The organism is Henriciella aquimarina (assembly GCF_002088975.1).
GTDB classification, from domain to species: Bacteria; Pseudomonadota; Alphaproteobacteria; order Caulobacterales; family Hyphomonadaceae; genus Henriciella; species Henriciella aquimarina.
On sequence record NZ_NCST01000050.1, the window covers coordinates 1 to 17,148 of the forward strand.

The 17,148-nt window shown below is 58.4% G+C and carries 18 protein-coding genes; 2 read left to right on the forward strand and 16 right to left on the reverse strand.

Annotation, left to right across the window (positions count from 1 at the left end; all coding sequences use genetic code 11):
* The 10 genes from B8784_RS07770 to B8784_RS07815 all read right to left on the reverse strand — a co-directional run.
* On the reverse strand, positions 1-273 hold a 273-nt coding region (locus tag B8784_RS07770; RefSeq protein WP_143435342.1), incomplete at its 3' end, for a transposase.
* A gap of 12 nt (positions 274-285) precedes the next feature.
* The gene (locus B8784_RS07775; RefSeq protein WP_084397132.1) at positions 286-864 is read right to left on the reverse strand and encodes an enoyl-CoA hydratase/isomerase family protein; all 579 of its coding nucleotides are present in this window, start codon (positions 862-864) and stop codon (positions 286-288) included.
* 55 nt (positions 865-919) lie between these two features.
* Positions 920-1,837 (reverse strand): VOC family protein, encoded by a 918-nt coding sequence (locus B8784_RS07780; RefSeq protein WP_084397134.1) that lies wholly within the window; start codon positions 1,835-1,837, stop codon positions 920-922.
* 265 nt (positions 1,838-2,102) lie between these two features.
* Positions 2,103-2,987 (reverse strand): SDR family NAD(P)-dependent oxidoreductase, encoded by an 885-nt coding sequence (locus B8784_RS07785; protein WP_084397137.1) that lies wholly within the window; start codon positions 2,985-2,987, stop codon positions 2,103-2,105.
* A 24-nt stretch (positions 2,988-3,011) separates the two neighbouring features.
* Complete coding sequence (locus tag B8784_RS07790; protein ID WP_084397139.1) at positions 3,012-3,476, reverse strand: nuclear transport factor 2 family protein; 465 nt, start codon at positions 3,474-3,476, stop codon at positions 3,012-3,014.
* Between the two features lie 35 nt (positions 3,477-3,511).
* Complete coding sequence (locus tag B8784_RS07795) at positions 3,512-4,315, reverse strand: SDR family NAD(P)-dependent oxidoreductase (protein WP_084397141.1); 804 nt, start codon at positions 4,313-4,315, stop codon at positions 3,512-3,514.
* 404 nt (positions 4,316-4,719) lie between these two features.
* A complete protein-coding gene (locus B8784_RS07800; protein WP_158085629.1) occupies positions 4,720-5,757 on the reverse strand; it encodes a zinc-binding dehydrogenase in 1,038 nt (345 codons plus the stop codon).
* Between the two features lie 752 nt (positions 5,758-6,509).
* Complete coding sequence (locus tag B8784_RS07805; protein ID WP_084397162.1) at positions 6,510-7,682, reverse strand: acetyl-CoA C-acetyltransferase; 1,173 nt, start codon at positions 7,680-7,682, stop codon at positions 6,510-6,512.
* 382 nt (positions 7,683-8,064) lie between these two features.
* Entirely contained in the window at positions 8,065-8,841 is a 777-nt protein-coding gene (locus B8784_RS07810) for an enoyl-CoA hydratase-related protein (RefSeq protein ID WP_084397146.1), read from the reverse strand.
* Between the two features lie 5 nt (positions 8,842-8,846).
* The gene (locus tag B8784_RS07815; protein WP_084397148.1) at positions 8,847-10,343 is read right to left on the reverse strand and encodes a CoA-acylating methylmalonate-semialdehyde dehydrogenase; all 1,497 of its coding nucleotides are present in this window, start codon (positions 10,341-10,343) and stop codon (positions 8,847-8,849) included.
* A 108-nt stretch (positions 10,344-10,451) separates the two neighbouring features.
* On the opposite strand from B8784_RS07815, the gene B8784_RS07820 reads away from it, so the two are divergent.
* Entirely contained in the window at positions 10,452-11,321 is an 870-nt protein-coding gene (locus B8784_RS07820) for a LysR family transcriptional regulator (RefSeq protein ID WP_084397150.1), read from the forward strand.
* Between the two features lie 50 nt (positions 11,322-11,371).
* Here B8784_RS07820 and B8784_RS07825 read toward each other — a convergent pair whose 3' ends face one another.
* The 3 genes from B8784_RS07825 to B8784_RS07835 form a co-directional block, all read right to left on the reverse strand.
* Positions 11,372-11,782, reverse strand: coding sequence for a ribbon-helix-helix domain-containing protein (locus B8784_RS07825; RefSeq protein WP_084397153.1), 411 nt, complete (start codon positions 11,780-11,782; stop codon positions 11,372-11,374).
* Positions 11,783-11,785: 3 nt separating this feature from the next.
* Positions 11,786-13,753: a conjugal transfer protein TraG gene (locus B8784_RS07830; RefSeq protein WP_084397155.1), complete on the reverse strand. Its 1,968-nt coding sequence runs from the start codon at positions 13,751-13,753 to the stop codon at positions 11,786-11,788.
* A 114-nt stretch (positions 13,754-13,867) separates the two neighbouring features.
* Positions 13,868-15,382 carry a DUF3363 domain-containing protein gene (locus tag B8784_RS07835; RefSeq protein ID WP_158085630.1) on the reverse strand — a complete coding sequence of 505 codons (1,515 nt, stop codon included), beginning with the start codon at positions 15,380-15,382 and terminating at the stop codon, positions 13,868-13,870.
* 54 nt (positions 15,383-15,436) lie between these two features.
* On the opposite strand from B8784_RS07835, the gene B8784_RS21585 reads away from it, so the two are divergent.
* Entirely contained in the window at positions 15,437-15,802 is a 366-nt protein-coding gene (locus B8784_RS21585; RefSeq protein WP_158085631.1) for a hypothetical protein, read from the forward strand.
* 222 nt (positions 15,803-16,024) lie between these two features.
* On the opposite strand, the gene B8784_RS07840 is transcribed toward B8784_RS21585, so the two are convergent.
* From B8784_RS07840 to B8784_RS07850, 3 genes are all read right to left on the reverse strand, one after another.
* Complete coding sequence (locus tag B8784_RS07840) at positions 16,025-16,513, reverse strand: S26 family signal peptidase (protein ID WP_084397227.1); 489 nt, start codon at positions 16,511-16,513, stop codon at positions 16,025-16,027.
* Between the two features lie 8 nt (positions 16,514-16,521).
* Complete coding sequence (locus tag B8784_RS07845; RefSeq protein ID WP_084397160.1) at positions 16,522-16,764, reverse strand: helix-turn-helix domain-containing protein; 243 nt, start codon at positions 16,762-16,764, stop codon at positions 16,522-16,524.
* 179 nt (positions 16,765-16,943) lie between these two features.
* Positions 16,944-17,148 (reverse strand): DUF736 domain-containing protein (locus B8784_RS07850; protein WP_143435360.1); only part of this gene is annotated, 205 nt, incomplete at its 5' end.

Consider the following 17,148-nt stretch of genomic DNA (forward strand, 5'->3'; position numbering starts at 1 on the left):
AATCTCGTTCGCCTGGCGAAGCTCCTTCACTTCGCGCTCAAGCATCTTGATCCGCTCGCGCTCTTCGGTGCTTGGTCCCGCCCGCTTGCCGGCATCCCGCTCGGCCTGCGCCACCCAGCCATGCAGCGTCTGCGGCACGCACCCGATCTTGCCGGCAATCGAGACGATCGCTGCCCATTGCGACGGGTACTCCCCGCCATGCTCCATCACCATCCGAATGGCTCGCTCACGCACCTCTGGCGAGTAAGGATGTCTCTGCTTCCTGTCTGTCATAAAACCACTCTCTCAATGAAAATGGCCTCCGGCAAACCCGGCGCGGTTCAGAACGGCATTTACGAGACCGATCCTCAGAGCCTCTTCAGCACCGACTTTTCGTCCACTGAGAATGAGTTCCAATGCGCGACCAGAGCCTATGAGTCTGGGCAATCGCTGAGTCCCTCCAGCTCCAGGAACCATACCGACAGCAATTTCCGGCAATCCAAATGTCGCGTTGGGACTTGCAACTCTTAATGAACATGCCAGGGATAGCTCGGTGCCCCCACCCCATGCTTGGCCATTGACTGCCGCAATGACTGGCTGGGGTATGGCCTCAATTAATGTCGGCGTAGTGCGCCAGGCGGAGCGTTCGCCGACCACTGGATCGCCACTGACAACCCGTTCGAGATCCTCCAGATCAGCGTGCGATACAAAGTACTTTTCCAGCGAACTTGCCAAAATAATAACGGAAACATCTTTTCGTGACGCAAAATCATTTAGGATATCAGACAGGGCGCCCAGAGCTTCGAAGCTCATGAAATTTCTGGGAGGTCGACAAAAAGTGACGATTCCGACATTGCCTTCAATTTCGATTGTCCAAGCGCTCATTTGCTCTTCTCCCTAGCGGCGTGTTGTGTAGAGAATCCAACACTCACCGCCTTATCTAAACCGCCTTGAACATGAAGTCGCTGATGTTACGCGCCTGCCGCTCACTCAGCTCCAGATGAAATCCAAGGAGATGCGCGCAATCAATGATACGCCCAACTGTTTTGTCCCCAATCCTGTTTTCTTCGCCGAACAGTGGAGAATAGTCGAACTCAAAATACCGCAGGTCTTTTGTGCCAGCAGCATCACTCGCTTTTGCAACCGCCGGCATATCGTCCACAAGCCAAGTGATATTATGAACACTCGGACCAGCACGCTGGAGCAAATCCCACCATGGCCCTGCATCATGTCTCGGCTCGATATACTGCAAGACCGCATCACCGAGGCTGAAATGCTTTATGTCCATTCTCCCTGCCGTTATTCCAGCAAGAAATTCTGAGAATGCTTTCTCGACCCGCTGAGAGCCGAACAGTTTTTCCAGCCACCTACCCGCTTCGGCAATGTCTGGATGTGTGATTTCAACATGCAGCATGGGAGAAACATCGCCCCAGCCCCCAGGTTTCTGTTCTGGGCGATTCTTGTTCCAAGGCTCCAGAACGAGGTCAAAGCCAGTTATGTGGCGGCACTTGCACCAAACCGCATCATTCTCTGCCTCCAAAAGGTCCAGGCGCTCGGCCGAGAGATCTGCGATTAGCTGTTCCATGTCGTCGGTGCCATAGGCAAGGCTCACGACATGCGCCCCGTCTTCCTCAAGGCGCGATTTCCAGAAACTATTCGGCGATAGCGGCTCGACCAATTCAATGACAAGATCCCCAAGGCCGACATGCGCCAAGCGGAGGGACATGGCTGAATTAATGTGGGTTGGCACATTTCGCAGGCGCCGTGCTTGAAACAAATTTTCGAGATAGTTGATGGCCAGACCACTGTCCGGCACCACGCAGGTGACCCGCCTCAGGGTGGATATCGAGATCGCCATGTCCCCATTCCCTTACTACTATCTCCAGCTCTCGTGGAGGCTCGAAAATCCAGCATTTCTCATTTTGCGACTTACGCCGGCTGAACGAGGGCGCTACAGGCCATTGCCCTGATTAAAACTGTTGATTTACTTGGAGTCACTCGAAATCTCCAAATCTTTTTGACGCATGTTACATGCCGCGCCACCCCGGTTGGTTGCGCAGACCGCGTCGGCACGAGGATGCACGATACAAACCGCCTGTGACGTTACATAGGTTGGAGCTGAACTAAGATTTTGGCTGAAGCTGATATTGGTCTATCGAGCTATCCGGAATGGAATACTCAACGGTATCCATTACAACACCAAAATTCCGAGCAAGGTCTTCAGCCGTCAGCGATGACGCAACGAATCCCGGAACCGTTGCCGTAAATATGCGCGCCACTCGACCTGCAGCAACGCTTAACACCTCTCCATTAAGCTCACAGCTTTCATGCGCCAGATAAACGACCGCAGGAGAAACAGCCGACACATCCAGACGGCGCGTATCGAGCTCGGGATGCGTGTCGAAATACGGTTTCGCCATGGGCGTATACGCAACTGGGCATATGGTGTTGATACGAATATCTCGGTCGCGGTTGTCGAGCGAGGCGGCGCGGCTCAGTCCGATAATGGCCGCTTTCGCGGTTACGTAAGGCAAAGCGTCTGGAGCACCGAAAGCTCCTAGGGCAGACGCGGTATTCACGATACGACCATAGTTTTGTTCTCGCATATGCTGGAGCGCCGCACGCATCGTCCAGAACATTCCCATGAGGTGGACCTCCAGGACTGTGCGCAAATCCTCTGTTCTGACGTCCTGGATCCTGCCCGCGATTGAATTTCCGGCATTGTTGACTAGGAGATCGATACGGCCCCATCGATCCACTGCGTGCTGGATTATGGCCTCCGCCTGAGCCTCATCTCCGACACTCGCATGGCAGGCATGAGCTTCGTATCCTTCGGATCGCAACAGGGCGGCTTCAGTTTCTGCTGCACTTTCTTCATTACGTCGCGCAATATCGTTAAGTAGAACGCGCGCGCCCCGCTCAGCGAGCGCCCTTGCGTGGCTCAACCCCAAGCCGCTTGCCGCCCCGGTTACAACAGCAACTTTCCCGTCAAACAATAGCTGCGTCATTGTGATGCCCTTCGCCGAAATCCTTCAAAGGGAGTCAAGCGTTACCTGACCCGCAATCTGGCGACCAAACGCTACTGCAGATGTAATTGGATTGTAGAATTCACGCAGACACTTGATTTTGCCGCCATCCACATCGAACCGAAGCACATAACGATTCCTGTACATCTTTCCCGATATCATTTCGACCTCGCCCCTTGCTTCCACGAAAACGGTTCGCCCATCTTCAGATACAACATACTCGGCGCTGACAAGGCGAACTGATTTCTCGGCAGCAAAAGCGGCATCAATGAATTCGACAACCTCCCGCTTGCCACTGTATCGCCGGAAGGCGCCTTCCTCAGTTCTTCCGGATTCATTGAAAGGTATCTCCAGCACCATGTCATCCGCCACCACCTTCAGCTTAGCAGCCTTGTCTTTGTTCACATCTCCCATGATCCAGCATTCAGCCACGTCTCGCGCATGCTGTGAGACGGTTTCCGACTTCGACATTATGTTTCTCCAATAAATGCTAATGACGCGTACCGCTAAGGTGCGACAAGCGTGTGGCCACCCGCCACCTTTATACTTTCGCCCGTGATGTATGCTGAGTGGTCGCTGACCAGGAATTCCATGACACCGACGACATCCTCAATCTGACCGAGGCGGCGAAGGGGAATTGAGTTTGCCTGCGCTGCTGTTGCGAGGTTACGACTTTCGGCCAAGGCCTTCACGCGCGGAGTCTCGATGAGACCAGGCGCAATACAATTGACCCGCACACGGGATGGCCCAAGCTCCACGGCAAGGGAGCGCGAATATTTTTCAACCGCCGCCTTTGCGGCACCATACATCGCCAGACGCCCCGCCAAGTCGTCTGCGAAAGCTCCAATGGTCGAGATATTCACGATTGCGCCGCCCTGTCGCGTCAAGAAGGGGGCACATGACTGACACATGTTCACGGTGGTCTCGAAATTCGCAGCAAACAAGACTGCGCGATCTTCCGCTGATGAGGTTACTGCTGAGCTTCGATCAATAGACGTTATTGCCCCGCCGGCATTGTTTATCAAAAAGTCGATACGGCCAAATTCTGAGGCAATCTTATCGACCGCATCTCTCGCTTCAGTTTCAACGGACAAATCTGCTTCCACGCTGATCGCGCGCACGCCGAGCGACTCGATTTCATGCTGCACAGTGTCTGCGGCAAGTGCTTCTGCGTATTTTGACGCAATGTCGAGATCAATGTCTACGATGGCTATGTCTGCTCCCAGCGAAGCCAGACGCAACGCATGAGCTCGTCCCATTCCCCCGGCCCCGCCCGTGACCACAGCAACTTTGCCCGCTAATTTACTCATACTTGGCCCAACGCAAAGCCCTGCACAAGATGATGTCCTGAAGATGGGATTTTCTCGTCATGCCGTTTGCCTCCCCTGGCAAGAAGTCCTTTCTTCTCTCAACCGATCACCTGCAGACTGCCCACTTCCAAATCCTTCGGCCAGTGACATTCCGAACAATGACCCCTTCAACAAAATTGAAAGCCTAAAAATGGGCGCTGGCGCACCACAATGTTCGCTGCTCGTTCGGGCCGTCTTGTCCCAAAGCGCCCAGATCACCTCCCGGCGAAAAAAGAGTGTTCGGTCATTCCGGTCAGCGTCGTGTCCTTTTCTCGCCCACCGTCCACGCAACCGTGGAAACAGTCAGTCAGCCTCAGGGCTCTTTCGCTATGAGATCGGTGCTGAGCTATCCAGCCCACATTATTTCAACCGGTCTGTCCGCCGACACAGAGGGCGACTTTTCCAAATCTATCGGGGGCTTGTAGCCTCTCGAACGCTGCACCGATCTCATCAAGGGAAAACCGGCTGTCGATCACGGGCTCGATCTCCCTTGAACCCGCTAGGGAAAGTAGTTTTCTCGCTTCATTCAGGCTCCCTCCCGTAGACCCGTAAAGTTCGAGCTGACGGATAAACATCCGCTGGAGTTCAGCTGACGGGTTGCCCCCGGTGGTTGCCCCACACGTAACGATCCGCCCCCCCCTTCGCAGGGACCTTAGCGACTCGCTCCAGCTGGCTTCTCCGACGCTGTCCACAACCATATCTACACCTCGACCCGCTGTCAGTTCGAGTATACGAGCACTCACGGCTTCCGACGTGTAATCAACACCATCGTCGGCGCCGGCTGCGATTGCCTTTTTTAACTTTTCCGAACTGGATGTCGTGACGAAGACGTGCGCCCCTGCAAGCTTTGCAAGCTGAATGCAGGCAACCGCAACGCCCCCGCCCGCCCCAACCACCAGCACAGTTTCTCCAGGCTCGAGACAGCGTTTGCCGAACAGCATCCGATAAGCCGTAACATACGCTGCAGGTAGGACACCCGCGTGCTCGTAAGAGAGGTTATCCGGCAGAGAAAGAAAGCAGTAGTCTGGCATAGACACGTACTCGGCATAACAACCATTGCGGTGTTCGCCGGCTATTCTGGCATGGATACAAAGCGGTTGGTCTCCGGAAAGACAGTAGTCGCAGCGCCTGCAGAAATTCGTCGCGAAAAGCATGACCCTCTGACCGGCTCTCAACGGGCTTTCCCTGTCGCACTCGACAATCTCACCGACGCCATCCACGCCAAGGATAATAGGAAGTGCATGGGAGATGCCCTGCCCCACATCCCGCATATAAATATCGACTCTGTTGAGAGAACTAGCATGCACCTTCATGACCGCCTCGCCAGGTGCACGCACCGGGTCTGGAACGTCGATCACCTTGAGGCCTTCGGCCCCTCTTGCTTCCAGAACAGCAGCTTTCATTAAACCTCTCCCTCCCGCCATGCGAAGGCATTTTTTCTCAATAAAAGCAGCACCAAACGCTTTGTCGTGCGACTGCAGTCAAATTTAATACATTTGTTTTGCACATAGGCGGGTTTGGCGCAAGCATGGCATTTACTGGATTGGCCAGATGCCTAGCCGGGGGACAACCACCTCACGCTTTTGCCACTGGATCTTGACGATGGCTCCGTGCTGTTCGGCATCGCTGGCTTCCAGTGGATCCTTACATGCGGTGACGGATGCGCCCCGGTAAAGCTGCGTTCCGCTCTTCGAACTCGGTAAGCCGCTCACCACACGCGCTATCGGGCAATTCGTCGCTTTACACTCAAGCCGGCTAGAATGTTGCGATTTCGTGAAGCATCAATCCGGCTGGCGGGATGAGGCAGTAGGCCCGGCACAGTTTTCGAGCTGATCACGCCCTCTGAAGTTACCGAAACGGATCATCTTAGTGTTTTCGGAAACGCGGATATAGACGTGGCTAATGTGGCAAACGCTAAAGACGGCGATCGCGTCAGCGAGGCTGATGCTGCATATGAGCGATCAATATCGTCCGACGCCTTCTCACCGGCGCCGGCCGCTTCTTCTTGTGTCATGGCCGCTCGGATCCGATTTTTCCTTTTCACACCGCGGAAGCCGGGCGCGCAGCGCTCGCGTCATATGACTTCTCGCTAACATGACAGCCGCATGATGGCGGTGAGGCCGTCTTACCCTGCCAGCACTACAGATGCGACTGTTCAAAGCGCTTCTACAATCGTCACATTTGCCATGCCACCGCCTTCGCACATGGTTTGAAGTCCATACCGCAGACCGCGCGCATGGAGAGCGTGAACGAGTGTAGTCATCAACTTGGTACCAGTGGCGCCGAGCGGATGGCCAAGGGCAATTGCGCCCCCATTGACGTTTAATTTCTCTGGGTCCGCGTCAAGTGTTTCGAGCCACGCCAAAGGAACCGAGGCAAACGCTTCATTCACTTCGTAAAGGTCAATGCTGGAAAGTGATAGTCCTTGACGATCAAGTGCCTTTTGTGTCGCAAAAACAGGCTCTTCAAGCATGATGACAGGGTCCCCGGCTGTCACCAGCATGCCAACGATTCTGGCCCTCGGCTGGAGTCCATATGCCTTTACAGCCTTCTCGCCTGCAATCAGCACGCCCGACGCACCATCACAAATCTGGCTTGCATTTGCAGCCGTAAGGCTTCCTCCATCTGTCAACGGCGCTACTGAGCCAATGCTTTCCAGAGTGGCGTCATATCGAATACCCTCATCTTTCAAATGCCACCCAGCGTCTGGGCTAGCTAAAAGCTCCAAAGGAACAATTTCTGAATCGAACAGTCCAGATTCTGTTGCCTGCGCCGCACGCCGATGGCTCTCCAGCGCAAACCTGTCCATATCGTCCTTGGTAAACCCATACTTATCTGCAATCATCTGTGCGCCACGAAACTGACTGAACTCTGTAACGCCATATTTGTGCTGAATGCGGGCGCTCCACGGCCCCTCTCCCATCCCCGCCTTTGCATAGAGATCGATAGCCGAGTACATCGGCACCCGGGACATGCTCTCAACGCCTGCTGCGATCACCATATCCTGGGTACCGGACATAACGGCTTGAGCGGCGAACTGAAGGGCCTGCTGCGAGGATCCGCATTGACGGTCTATTGTTACCGCTGGTACACTCTGTGGAAATTTCGATGCGAGTACGGCATTGCGGCCCAATGCCGTGGACTGCTCTCCCGCTTGACTAACGCACCCCATGATCACGTCTTCGATCAGCCCGGGATCAACCCCAGCGCGGTCAACCAAGGCGTTCAGGACTTCCCCCGCCATGTCGGCAGGATGCCATCCTGAAAGTGCGCCACCACGACGCCCCCCTGCTGTGCGAGCAGATTCGATAATGTAGGCCTCAGACAATTCGATAACTCCCTTGAAAATTATTGCGCAGGGCAATCATCAAAGCCTGCTTTGGCATCAACACCCATGCGGTTTCGGCGGCGCAGGTATTTTCAATCACGCTTAGCGACACTCGATATCTGACATCCGGCCACTCCTGGTAGCCATGGGATGGTTGATACTGTCCATACAGCTCAGGTCGATGATGTCAGGCTGATCGGCCTCACTTCCCAGTAATCCCGTCTCTTTCACCATCTCCGAAATCATCGTCTGTTCTGCAGTGAGGTTCATCATGTTGTTAAAAAATTGGGCGCCCGCCAAAAAGAAAAGCTAATGCGGGCGCCCCAGGTCACCCAGAAACGCCCGGAGGAGAGCGAGGCCGGGCATGTGCAGCTCACGGGAGCTACGCATCCTTGAAATCCGGCGAGCGCTTTTCAGCGAAGGCCGCCATCCCCTCTTTCTGATCCCTGGTGCCGAACAGGCCCTGGAATAGGCGGCGTTCGAACTTCACGCCTTCCGTTGTCGGCAGTTCCAGCGCTCGCGACACCATTTCCTTGGCCGCCATGAGCGACGGGATAGAATAGCCGGCAATTGTCTCGGCCGCCTTCATGGCGGTTTTCAACAAGTCGTCGTGAGACACCACACGGCTGACAAGACCGATCCGGTCCGCTTCTTCGCCATCGATCATCCGGCCGGTAAGAACCAGGTCCATTGCCTTGGCCTTGCCGATGGCCCTGGTCAGCCGGACGGAGCCACCCATGCCAGGGGTCACGCCGAGCTTGATCTCAGGCTGGCCGAACTTGGCCTTGTCCGACGCGATGACAAGGTCGCACATCATGGCAAGCTCACAGCCGCCGCCCAGCGCAAAGCCGTTCACCGCCGCGATCACAGGCTTACGGCATGCTGCGAACCTGTCCCATTCGGCGAAATAGTCCTCAACATACATGTCGGAGAAGCTTTGCGGCTGCATCTCCTTGATATCAGCGCCGGCGGCAAAGGCCCTCCCCTCGCCCGTCAGAACGCTGACAGCGATATTCCTGTCCCTGTCGATCCCGGCAAAAACGGCCGCGACCTCTGACATGACTTCCGCATTGAGCGCGTTCAGCGCATCAGGGCGGTTGAGCGTCACGACCGCAATGCGGCCCTGTGTCTCGAATTTGATCGTCTTGTAATCTGCCATGGCGCTTACTGCATCGTCGGTATGATGAAAGCCTGGTCGCCGATATCGCCTTCCGGCCAGCGCTGGGTGACGGTCTTGATCTTGGTCCAGAACTTCACCCCTTCCGGGCCGTGCTGGTTGGTATCGCCAAATGCCGAGCGCTTCCAGCCGCCAAAGGTGTGATAGCTGACCGGCACCGGGATCGGCACATTGATACCGACCATGCCGACATTGACCTGCGCGGCGAATTCGCGAGCTGCGCGGCCGTTAGAGGTGAAGATCGCAACGCCATTGCCGTACTGGTGATTACTCGGCAGCGCGGCCGCCTCTTCCAGCGACTCGGCGCGCAGCACCTGCAGGACGGGGCCGAAGATTTCTTCCTTATAGGTTTTCATCTCCGGTTTCACATGATCGAACAGGCTCGGCCCGACGAAAAAGCCGTTCTCATGTCCCTGCAGTTCAAGGCCGCGGCCATCGAGCTTCAGGTCAGCGCCTTCCTCGACGCCCATGCGGATATAGTCCTCGACCTTGGCCTTGTGGGCCGCCGAAACGACGGGACCGTAGTGCGCGTCCTTGTCGGTCGAAATGCCGACCTTGAGGTTCTGCGCGGCGTCCAGCATCCGCTCGACAAACTCGTCGCCCGTCTTCTTGCCGACGGTCACCGCCACAGGCAGCGCCATGCAGCGCTCGCCGGCAGAGCCATACGCCGCGCCCACAATGTCCTTCACCGCCTGCTCAAGATTGGCATCCGGCATGATGATGCCGTGGTTCTTCGCCCCGCCCATGGCCTGCACGCGTTTTCCGTGCGCCGTGCCGGTTGAATAGACATATTGTGCGATATCGGACGAGCCGACGAAGCTAACGGCCTTGATATCGGGATGCTTGAGGATGGCGTCCACGGCGGTCTTGTCGCCATGCACGACGTTCAGCACACCCTCGGGCGCGCCTGCTTCCATGAACAGTTCAGCCAGCCGCACCGGCACAGAAGGGTCCTTCTCTGACGGCTTCAGGATGAAGGTGTTCCCGCAGGCGATCGCGACTGCAAACATCCAGCACGGGATCATCGCCGGGAAGTTGAACGGCGTGATACCGGCGACCACACCAAGTGGCTGGCGCATCGAATAGACGTCGATGCCGGGGCCGGCGCCCTCGGTATATTCGCCTTTCTGCAGGTGCGGGATGCCGCAGGCGAACTCAACCACATCAATACCGCGCTGCACATCGCCCCTGGAGTCCGCAACGACCTTGCCATGTTCCGATGACAGCAGCTCGGCCAGCTCGTCGATATTCTGCTCGAGCAGATCCTTGAACTTGAACAGGATACGCGCCCGGCGCTGCGGATTTGTCGCTGCCCATTCGGGAAGCGCCCGGCTTGCGGCTTCGACAGCGCGATCCAGTTCATCTTCGCTCGCCAGGTCGACCTTCGCCTGAACCTCACCCGTATTCGGATTGTAGATATCGCCGAACCGGCCAGACTGGCCCTCGACTGACTTGCCGGCAATAAAGTGGTGCACGCGACGCATTCGGAAGACTCCCATGTTCTCTGCTGCGGACCATACAGACTGAACAATTGCTGGTAAACAGGAACGATTGCAGCTTGCATCTGCAAAAACGCAGGCGAATATAGCAGCGTGAACTGGGACGATCTCAAACTGTTTCTGGACGTCAGCCGCCGGCGAAAGCTCGACGATGCAGCGGCCCAGACCCATCTCGACGCCACGACAATAAGCAGAAGAATCAAGCGGCTCGAACAGGACCTGGGCGTCACCCTGTTCGAGCGGACCCGGCGCGGACATGTTCTGACCGTTGCGGGCGAAAAGCTCGTCGCGCGCGTCGAAGCCATGGAAACCGCATCGCTCGACATCCTGGCCGAAAGCACAACCGAGCAAAGTGCGGAGGGCCGAATTCGGCTCGGCGTCACCGAAGGGCTCGGTTCAACGGTGATTGCACCAGCGCTCGGCCGGTTCAAACAGGTCCATCCGAAAATCGATATCGATCTCATCGCCTTGTCGGGCTTTGTGAGCGTCCCCAAACGCCAGGCTGACATGTCGATCCTGCTGGCGCGACCTTCGACCGGGCGCCTCAAGGTGAGAAAACTGACGGACTATTCTTTGCATCTCTATGGCACCGCGAGATATCTCGCCGATCATTCGCAGATCCGGTCGCGCGACGACCTGCAGGCGCACACGCTCATTGGATATGTCGACGATCTCATCTATTCCGCGCAACTTCACTATTTCGACGAGCTGCTCCCCGGCCTGACCCCGCAACTCTGCAGCCCCAGTATCGTCGCCCAGGTGGAAATGGTCTCGGCGGGGGCCGGGCTCGGCATTCTCCCGACCTTTATGGCGGATCGCTTTCCAGGACTGGTCAATCTCCTTCCAGACGATATCTGCGTCACGCGGACCTTCTGGCTCGCAATCCACGAAGATGTCGCTGGTCTCACAAGAAACCGAGCAATGTCCGATTTCCTCGTTGAGACACTTGCACGTCTTCCCTGAGCGGTTGAAATTGCAGAGTTCAGAGAGCAGCCTGTGGACGGACGAGAGACTCAATCATCTGCTGGTGAGCGATATAGACGCCAATTAACGCCGTTTCCATTGTCGGCCTTCCGCGCCACCTGCTCAATAAAATAGTCAAATCGCCTCTGCCCCAGCGCATGCGCCGCCTCCCGTTCGCCGTCTGGAATGGGGTCGGTGCGTGTCAGCCAGTAAAAGATGAATTGCCCGAGCGCCTCTAGTGTAAATCGGGCGTCGCGTTCGATTTCACCCTGTCTTATGTCGAAGGCATCCAGCCGCGCCAGAATGCGTTCCTCCAGGCCCATTCTGAGCTCAGGGCAGAAATACTCCCTCAATGCCCGCTCGATGATGGCTGACTTTGTGACGCCAGGGCGCTGCGTTGCCTCATCAAGCTTGGCATAGATATCAGCGGCAAGACGAAGGTTTATCCGTGGCTTGGGCATGGCTCAGAAATCCGGCAAGGTGTCAGGATCGGCGAGGTCCAGCGCAGCGGCACGCCGGACGGTTTCCAGATGGCGGGCTTCGGCAGGATCGGGCCCGTCCTCCACAGCCAGCTCAGCATCGCGTTCCGGCCCAGGTGTTTTCAGCTCCTGAGGTTCCGCAAGGTCCGGCGCACGCTCCAGTCCGCCATCCGACTGGTCCCCGGACGCTGCGTCTCCGCTTGGCGTGCTTGAAGTATCCTGCAGCAGACTCGACCACTCAGTTGGCCGATTGCCTGACCATGTCTCGACGCTCGCCGCCGCCCTGATCCGGCGCGTGAAATTGCGATCTTCGAAATAACGCAGTTTCTTCGCCCGTACGGGCGGTGCGCCCGACGCCATGACAATCTCGTCGCTGGCGGGCAGCTGCATCACCTCGCCCGGGGTCATCAGGGGCCGCTGGGTTTCCTGGCGTGAGACCATCATGTGCGAAAGCCAGGGCGCGAGGCGGTGTCCGGTATAGTTCTTCTGGGCCCTGAGCTCCGTCTTCGTCCCGAGCGACTCAGAAATGCGCTTGGCCGTGCGCTCGTCATTGGTCGCGAAAGCCACCCGGACATGGCAGTTGTCGAGGATGGAATTGTTCGGCCCGTAGGCCTTTTCGATCTGGTTCAGGGACTGGGCAATCAGATACGTCCGGATCCCGTAACCCGCCATGAAGGCGAGCGCGGACTCGAAGAAATCGAGCCGTCCGAGCGCCGGAAACTCATCCAGCATCATGAGGAGTTTGCGTCGGTTGGGATCGGGCAGTTCCTCCGTTAGCCGCCGGCCGATCTGGTTGAGGATCAGGCGCATCAGGGGTTTTGTCCGCGACATGTCGGAAGGCGGACAGGCCAGATAGAGCGAAGTGGGCCGTTCGGCGTCTACAAGATCAGCAAGGCGCCAGTCGCTTGCAGATGTTACCGCCGCGACGACCGGATCCCGGTAAAGCGCCAGAAAGCTCATCGCGGTCGACAACACACCGGAGCGCTCATTCTCGGCCTTGTTGAGGAGATCGCGCGCGGCCTGCCCTACGACCGGATGTACCGACCGGTTTCCCTTGGCGTCGGTCAGGTGCTTCGTACGCATCATCCGGGTCAGCGTGGCCGTGAAGGTCCGGCTGGGATCGGACAGGAATTTCGCGCAGCCCGACAGCGTCTTGTCCTGTTCAGCATAGAGGACGTGCAGGATCACGCCCACGAGCAGGGCATGACCGGTCTTCTCCCAGTGATTGCGGCGCTCGAGCGAGCCTTCCGGATCCACCAGAATATCCGCAATGTTCTGGACATCGCGTACCTCGCATTCGCTCCGCCGGACTTCGAGGAGCGGATTGTAGCGCGGCGAACGCCGGTCAGTGGGGTCGAACCGAATGCAGGTCGAGAAGCCGGACCGCCATCCCGAGGTCAGCTCCCAGTTCTCGCCCTTGATGTCGTGAATGACCGCGCTGCCGGCCCAGGAAAGAAGCGTCGGTACGACCAGGCCAACCCCCTTGCCGGACCGGGTCGGCGCGAACGCCATGACATGGTCCGGCCCATCGTGACGGAGATAGGCGTTTTTGGTCTTGCCGAGAAACACGCCTTCTTGCGCGCGCAGTCCATGCTGCTTCAGCTCGTGCGGTTTTGCCCACCGGGCCGACCCATAGGTCGTGACATTGGCGGCATCCCGGCTGCGGATCACCGAGCCGATAACAGCAGCCAATATGCCAAGAAGCCCTCCGGAGGAGGCGATCAGTCCCGCGCGCGCGAACACATCCGGCGCATAGGCCTCATAGGCATACCACCACTGGAAAAGCCGCCACGGTCTGTAGACCGGCGTCTCGCCAGCGAAGAACCAGGGACGCCCCAGAGCCGGCTGGTAACCCAACTCATGGGCTGTCCACTGGGTCGCGCCCCAGAGGGTCAGAAGGATCAGGATGAAGACAATCAGCACCTGGCCGAGCAGGATTTTTCCGGGGCGCATGAAGACTTTCTCAGGTTCAATCGAAGATGGCCTGATCTTCCTATGCGTTGGACCACCTCGAACAGTCGGACACCAGGGCAAGCTAAGCAATCCGATGCAAAGCCTCGCAAGCCCTCAGCGCGACAGGCCTTTCTGTCGGCCCATTCCGATTGTCCAGGATAGACCCTGGGCAGTCCGCTTGGCCACCAGCTCTCGCCCGCGATGACGTTCGATTTCCGCGCGCCATGGGACCAGCGCAAATGCCTTGGCATTCCCAATAACCACGAAGCGCCCAGACCCCAGGCTCAGGGCCTGCTCATAGCGTCCGGAGATTGCCTCACCCGTCTGGAGCGTTACCTCAGAACGTCCTGAAGCCTTCGCGATCCGTGCCACAGCTATGTCCTGTTCGCGACGACACAGCCGGCTGCGGGCCTCCGCGCCAAGCGTCACCTGGTCCGATGCGAGCCATCCCTGCTGCTGCAGCCAGGCAAGCCGTGCCTGCCGGGCAGCGATAAGGCGTTTGCCCTGCGTGCCGTCTGCTACATCATCGAGCCAGGTCACACCCTCTCGCCTGATCTGCTCCTCAAGCGAAAGCCATGACCGCACACTCAGACTGACACCGCCCTGGCGCCTTCCCTCGAATTGTGCCGCCTTGCCGAGATAGTCTTCGGGTATGGTCCAGACGCCATCCGGCATTCGTTCGACCAGACCGGCCCGGCGAAGCGCTTCAAGACGCCTGACATGGGCATGCCGGAACGCCGCCGTCGATGAGGGATCGGCGCCCGCATGGATGTCTTCGGAATAAAGTCCGCCAGCGCCTTCGGCGATCCCGGCGATCACCCGGTCGGAGGATCTGGCTCTGGCCGTCCTCGCTCCCGCCTCGACAATCGCGCCTTCCGGCGGAATGGCGTCTGGTTCGGTCTCACCCAGGCCAATGAGCCACCTCCGGCCGTCAAAATCCTCGAAAACAACCGACCGGCGATCGCGCAACTCGTCATCCGGCAGGACCGCCAGAACTGTCCCGGTCAGCGTTCTTCCCTCGGCTCGTGGGGCATCAAAGGTCGTGAGGCGCTCAAGACCGTCCTTCCGGCCGAACCGGTGCGCCAGCGTCCGGATCACATCGCCCCGCTGCCCCATCTCGGCGAGCACACGATCCCAACCTGAAACCATGCGCCATCCGCCCTCCCCCACCGGCTTGGCCAGACCAAGCTGGCGCAAGTGCGAGAGCCGCTGAAGCCTGAGGCTGCGTTCAAACCGCTCCGCCTCACTCGAAGCGGTGCCGGAGACATCCAGGATCCCATCTTCAACATCGTGCAGCATCGCCCGGTCGATCGCGGTCAGCCTGTCCTGCCGAACCTCCGCATGCCGGGCTCGTGCAATCTCGAGATCGCGCCGCGGCCCCAGCCGCTCGGTGACGAGGTCCGCCGCGCGCTGGCGGAGGCCGGATTTCAGATAGTCCGGCGCGATGACGAGGTCCTGGCCCCGCGCATCCTTTCCACGCACCACAATATGGGTGTGAGGATGACCAGTATTGTGGTGGTCGACAGCCACCCAGTCGAGCCGCGTGCCGAGATCACGTTCCATCTGCACCATCAGCGCCCGCGTTGTCTCCCGCAGGTCGCCAAGCGCCACCCCGTCTTCAGGTGACACGATGATGCGGAACTGGTGGCGGTCAGTTTCGCTCCGATCTAGAAAGCGATCTCCATGCGGCGTCTCGCCATCGCGTGTGTAGAGGTCACCGCCCTGCCCGTCCCGTTCAACGCCATCACGCTGTATATAGTGAAGGTGCGCCCGGAAGGCACCAAGCCTACCCCCCTTACCGGACCGCGCAATATGGAATTTGACGACGACCCGCCGCATCCGGAACGCCGCCAGTCTCCGGCGCTGAAATTCAAGCTGCCGGGCCGTTGCCGATCCCCGTCCAACTTGACGGCCGGTATAGCCCGATCCTCTGGACTTTCGACCAAGCCTGGCGGCTGTTTTCCGAAGCTGCTTCGAGAAACGCTTGCCGCCACCCTGCCCGCGATCCCTGATCCGGCCAAGCCGTGGCGTGAATTCGTCATCGACTGACAATTGGGCCTCCTTCAGCCTGGCGCCTGCCAGATTCCCAATGACAACAGGCAAAGACGGGGCCCATGGGCGTCTCGAACGCCCGCAATGGGCACCTGAAAATCGATGTGCAGACAAGGCGTTAGGCGGAGCCTGGCGCCAAGCCCTTTATCTTGCCCTTCCGGGTTCGCACCTCTCTCCCCTGTATTCGCTTGCATCGCCTTGCATCCGCTTGCACGCCTTTCAGCCGGGCCATAAAAAGACGAGGACGGCGACGCCGTCCACATCCCGGACTTTTGTGACGCCGAAATACCGCCCGTCGAGCGAGCGTGGATGCGCATTCAGGAGGAAAATTTCGTCGTCCTGCACCACGACACATCCGTGCCATTCCGGCATTTTACGTCCCTGTGCATCACGCGACAAAGCCTTCGCGACGGGCTTTCCGTCGATAAAAATATCGAGATCTTCACGGCATATTTCTGCGCCGGGAAGCGCGGCGATCCGCTTTAGGAGAGGCCAGCCATCGCCGACATAACCTCGTGACGCTGACCATTTCGCAGCATCGCTATCGGCTGAGACGGCACCCCATCGGCCGAGGGTGAATTGGTCGCCGCTCAGCCGATAAAGCCCGATAGGCGCAGACCCGGTCCGGTTCCAGACAAGGTATTTTCGAACCGGGAGTGCGTGACTGGCAAGCGTGAGCCCTATGGCAGCCGTTGTGACGCTCACCATGGCCCACCTCACGACTCGGGCTTAATCCGCTCGGAGGTCGAGACATAAGTATGCCTGTTCGACCAGGTATCGAGGCTTGTACGCGTGTAGAAGACGCGGGCGCCGTGTTTTCGATAGACCGGCCCCCTGCCCTGGCAGCGATAATGATCCAGCGTGGAACGCGTCAGCCGCAGATATCTTGCGGCTTCCTCAACACTGAAGAACTCACTGTCATCCCCCTGGCCGGGGCTCGTATGTTCAATATCGGCCATTGCGATCTCCTTTCGTCAGTCCACCGTCCGATGAGACCAGACTGGCCGGAAGCAGGTCGAAATGGAGAGGCAAAACGCGCATGGCGGCTCTTGCCCGGCCGGCATAACCATCGCGCCCTGCAATGAGAGCCACCCCGGCCTGCATGCCCGGAGTGGCTCGTTTGCGACGGTGTTTCCGGCTAGTCGCGCGCGTTCCAGAGGATCACGTGCCGGCCTTTCTGGCCCTTGACCGGGGCAAGGTTGGCGAAGATCCGGCGCGGTCCGATCTGCGGGTCGGCGAGGGTGAGCGAGACATAGTCGCGTCCCGATGCCTTCGATTTCCGCATCCAGCCTCCGCCGATCTCGGTCGAGGTCTCGCCCGCATAGATGCGGAAGTCCGGCTGG

Bases quoted from the DNA above. Each gene is read 5' to 3' on its own strand.
- B8784_RS07775 (WP_084397132.1), bottom strand. From the start codon at position 864: ATGAGCGCTTGGACAATCGAAATTGAAGGCAATGTCGGAATCGTCACT.
- B8784_RS07780 (WP_084397134.1), bottom strand. From the start codon at position 1,837: ATGGCGATCTCGATATCCACCCTGAGGCGGGTCACCTGCGTGGTGCCG.
- B8784_RS07785 (WP_084397137.1), bottom strand. From the start codon at position 2,987: ATGACGCAGCTATTGTTTGACGGGAAAGTTGCTGTTGTAACCGGGGCG.
- B8784_RS07790 (WP_084397139.1), bottom strand. From the start codon at position 3,476: ATGTCGAAGTCGGAAACCGTCTCACAGCATGCGCGAGACGTGGCTGAA.
- B8784_RS07795 (WP_084397141.1), bottom strand. From the start codon at position 4,315: ATGAGTAAATTAGCGGGCAAAGTTGCTGTGGTCACGGGCGGGGCCGGG.
- B8784_RS07800 (WP_158085629.1), bottom strand. From the start codon at position 5,757: ATGAAAGCTGCTGTTCTGGAAGCAAGAGGGGCCGAAGGCCTCAAGGTG.
- B8784_RS07810 (WP_084397146.1), bottom strand. From the start codon at position 8,841: ATGGCAGATTACAAGACGATCAAATTCGAGACACAGGGCCGCATTGCG.
- B8784_RS07815 (WP_084397148.1), bottom strand. From the start codon at position 10,343: ATGCGTCGCGTGCACCACTTTATTGCCGGCAAGTCAGTCGAGGGCCAG.
- B8784_RS07825 (WP_084397153.1), bottom strand. From the start codon at position 11,782: ATGCCCAAGCCACGGATAAACCTTCGTCTTGCCGCTGATATCTATGCC.
- B8784_RS07830 (WP_084397155.1), bottom strand. From the start codon at position 13,753: ATGCGCCCCGGAAAAATCCTGCTCGGCCAGGTGCTGATTGTCTTCATC.
- B8784_RS21585 (WP_158085631.1), top strand. From the start codon at position 15,437: ATGCGGCGTCTCGCCATCGCGTGTGTAGAGGTCACCGCCCTGCCCGTC.
- B8784_RS07840 (WP_084397227.1), bottom strand. From the start codon at position 16,513: ATGGTGAGCGTCACAACGGCTGCCATAGGGCTCACGCTTGCCAGTCAC.
- B8784_RS07845 (WP_084397160.1), bottom strand. From the start codon at position 16,764: ATGGCCGATATTGAACATACGAGCCCCGGCCAGGGGGATGACAGTGAG.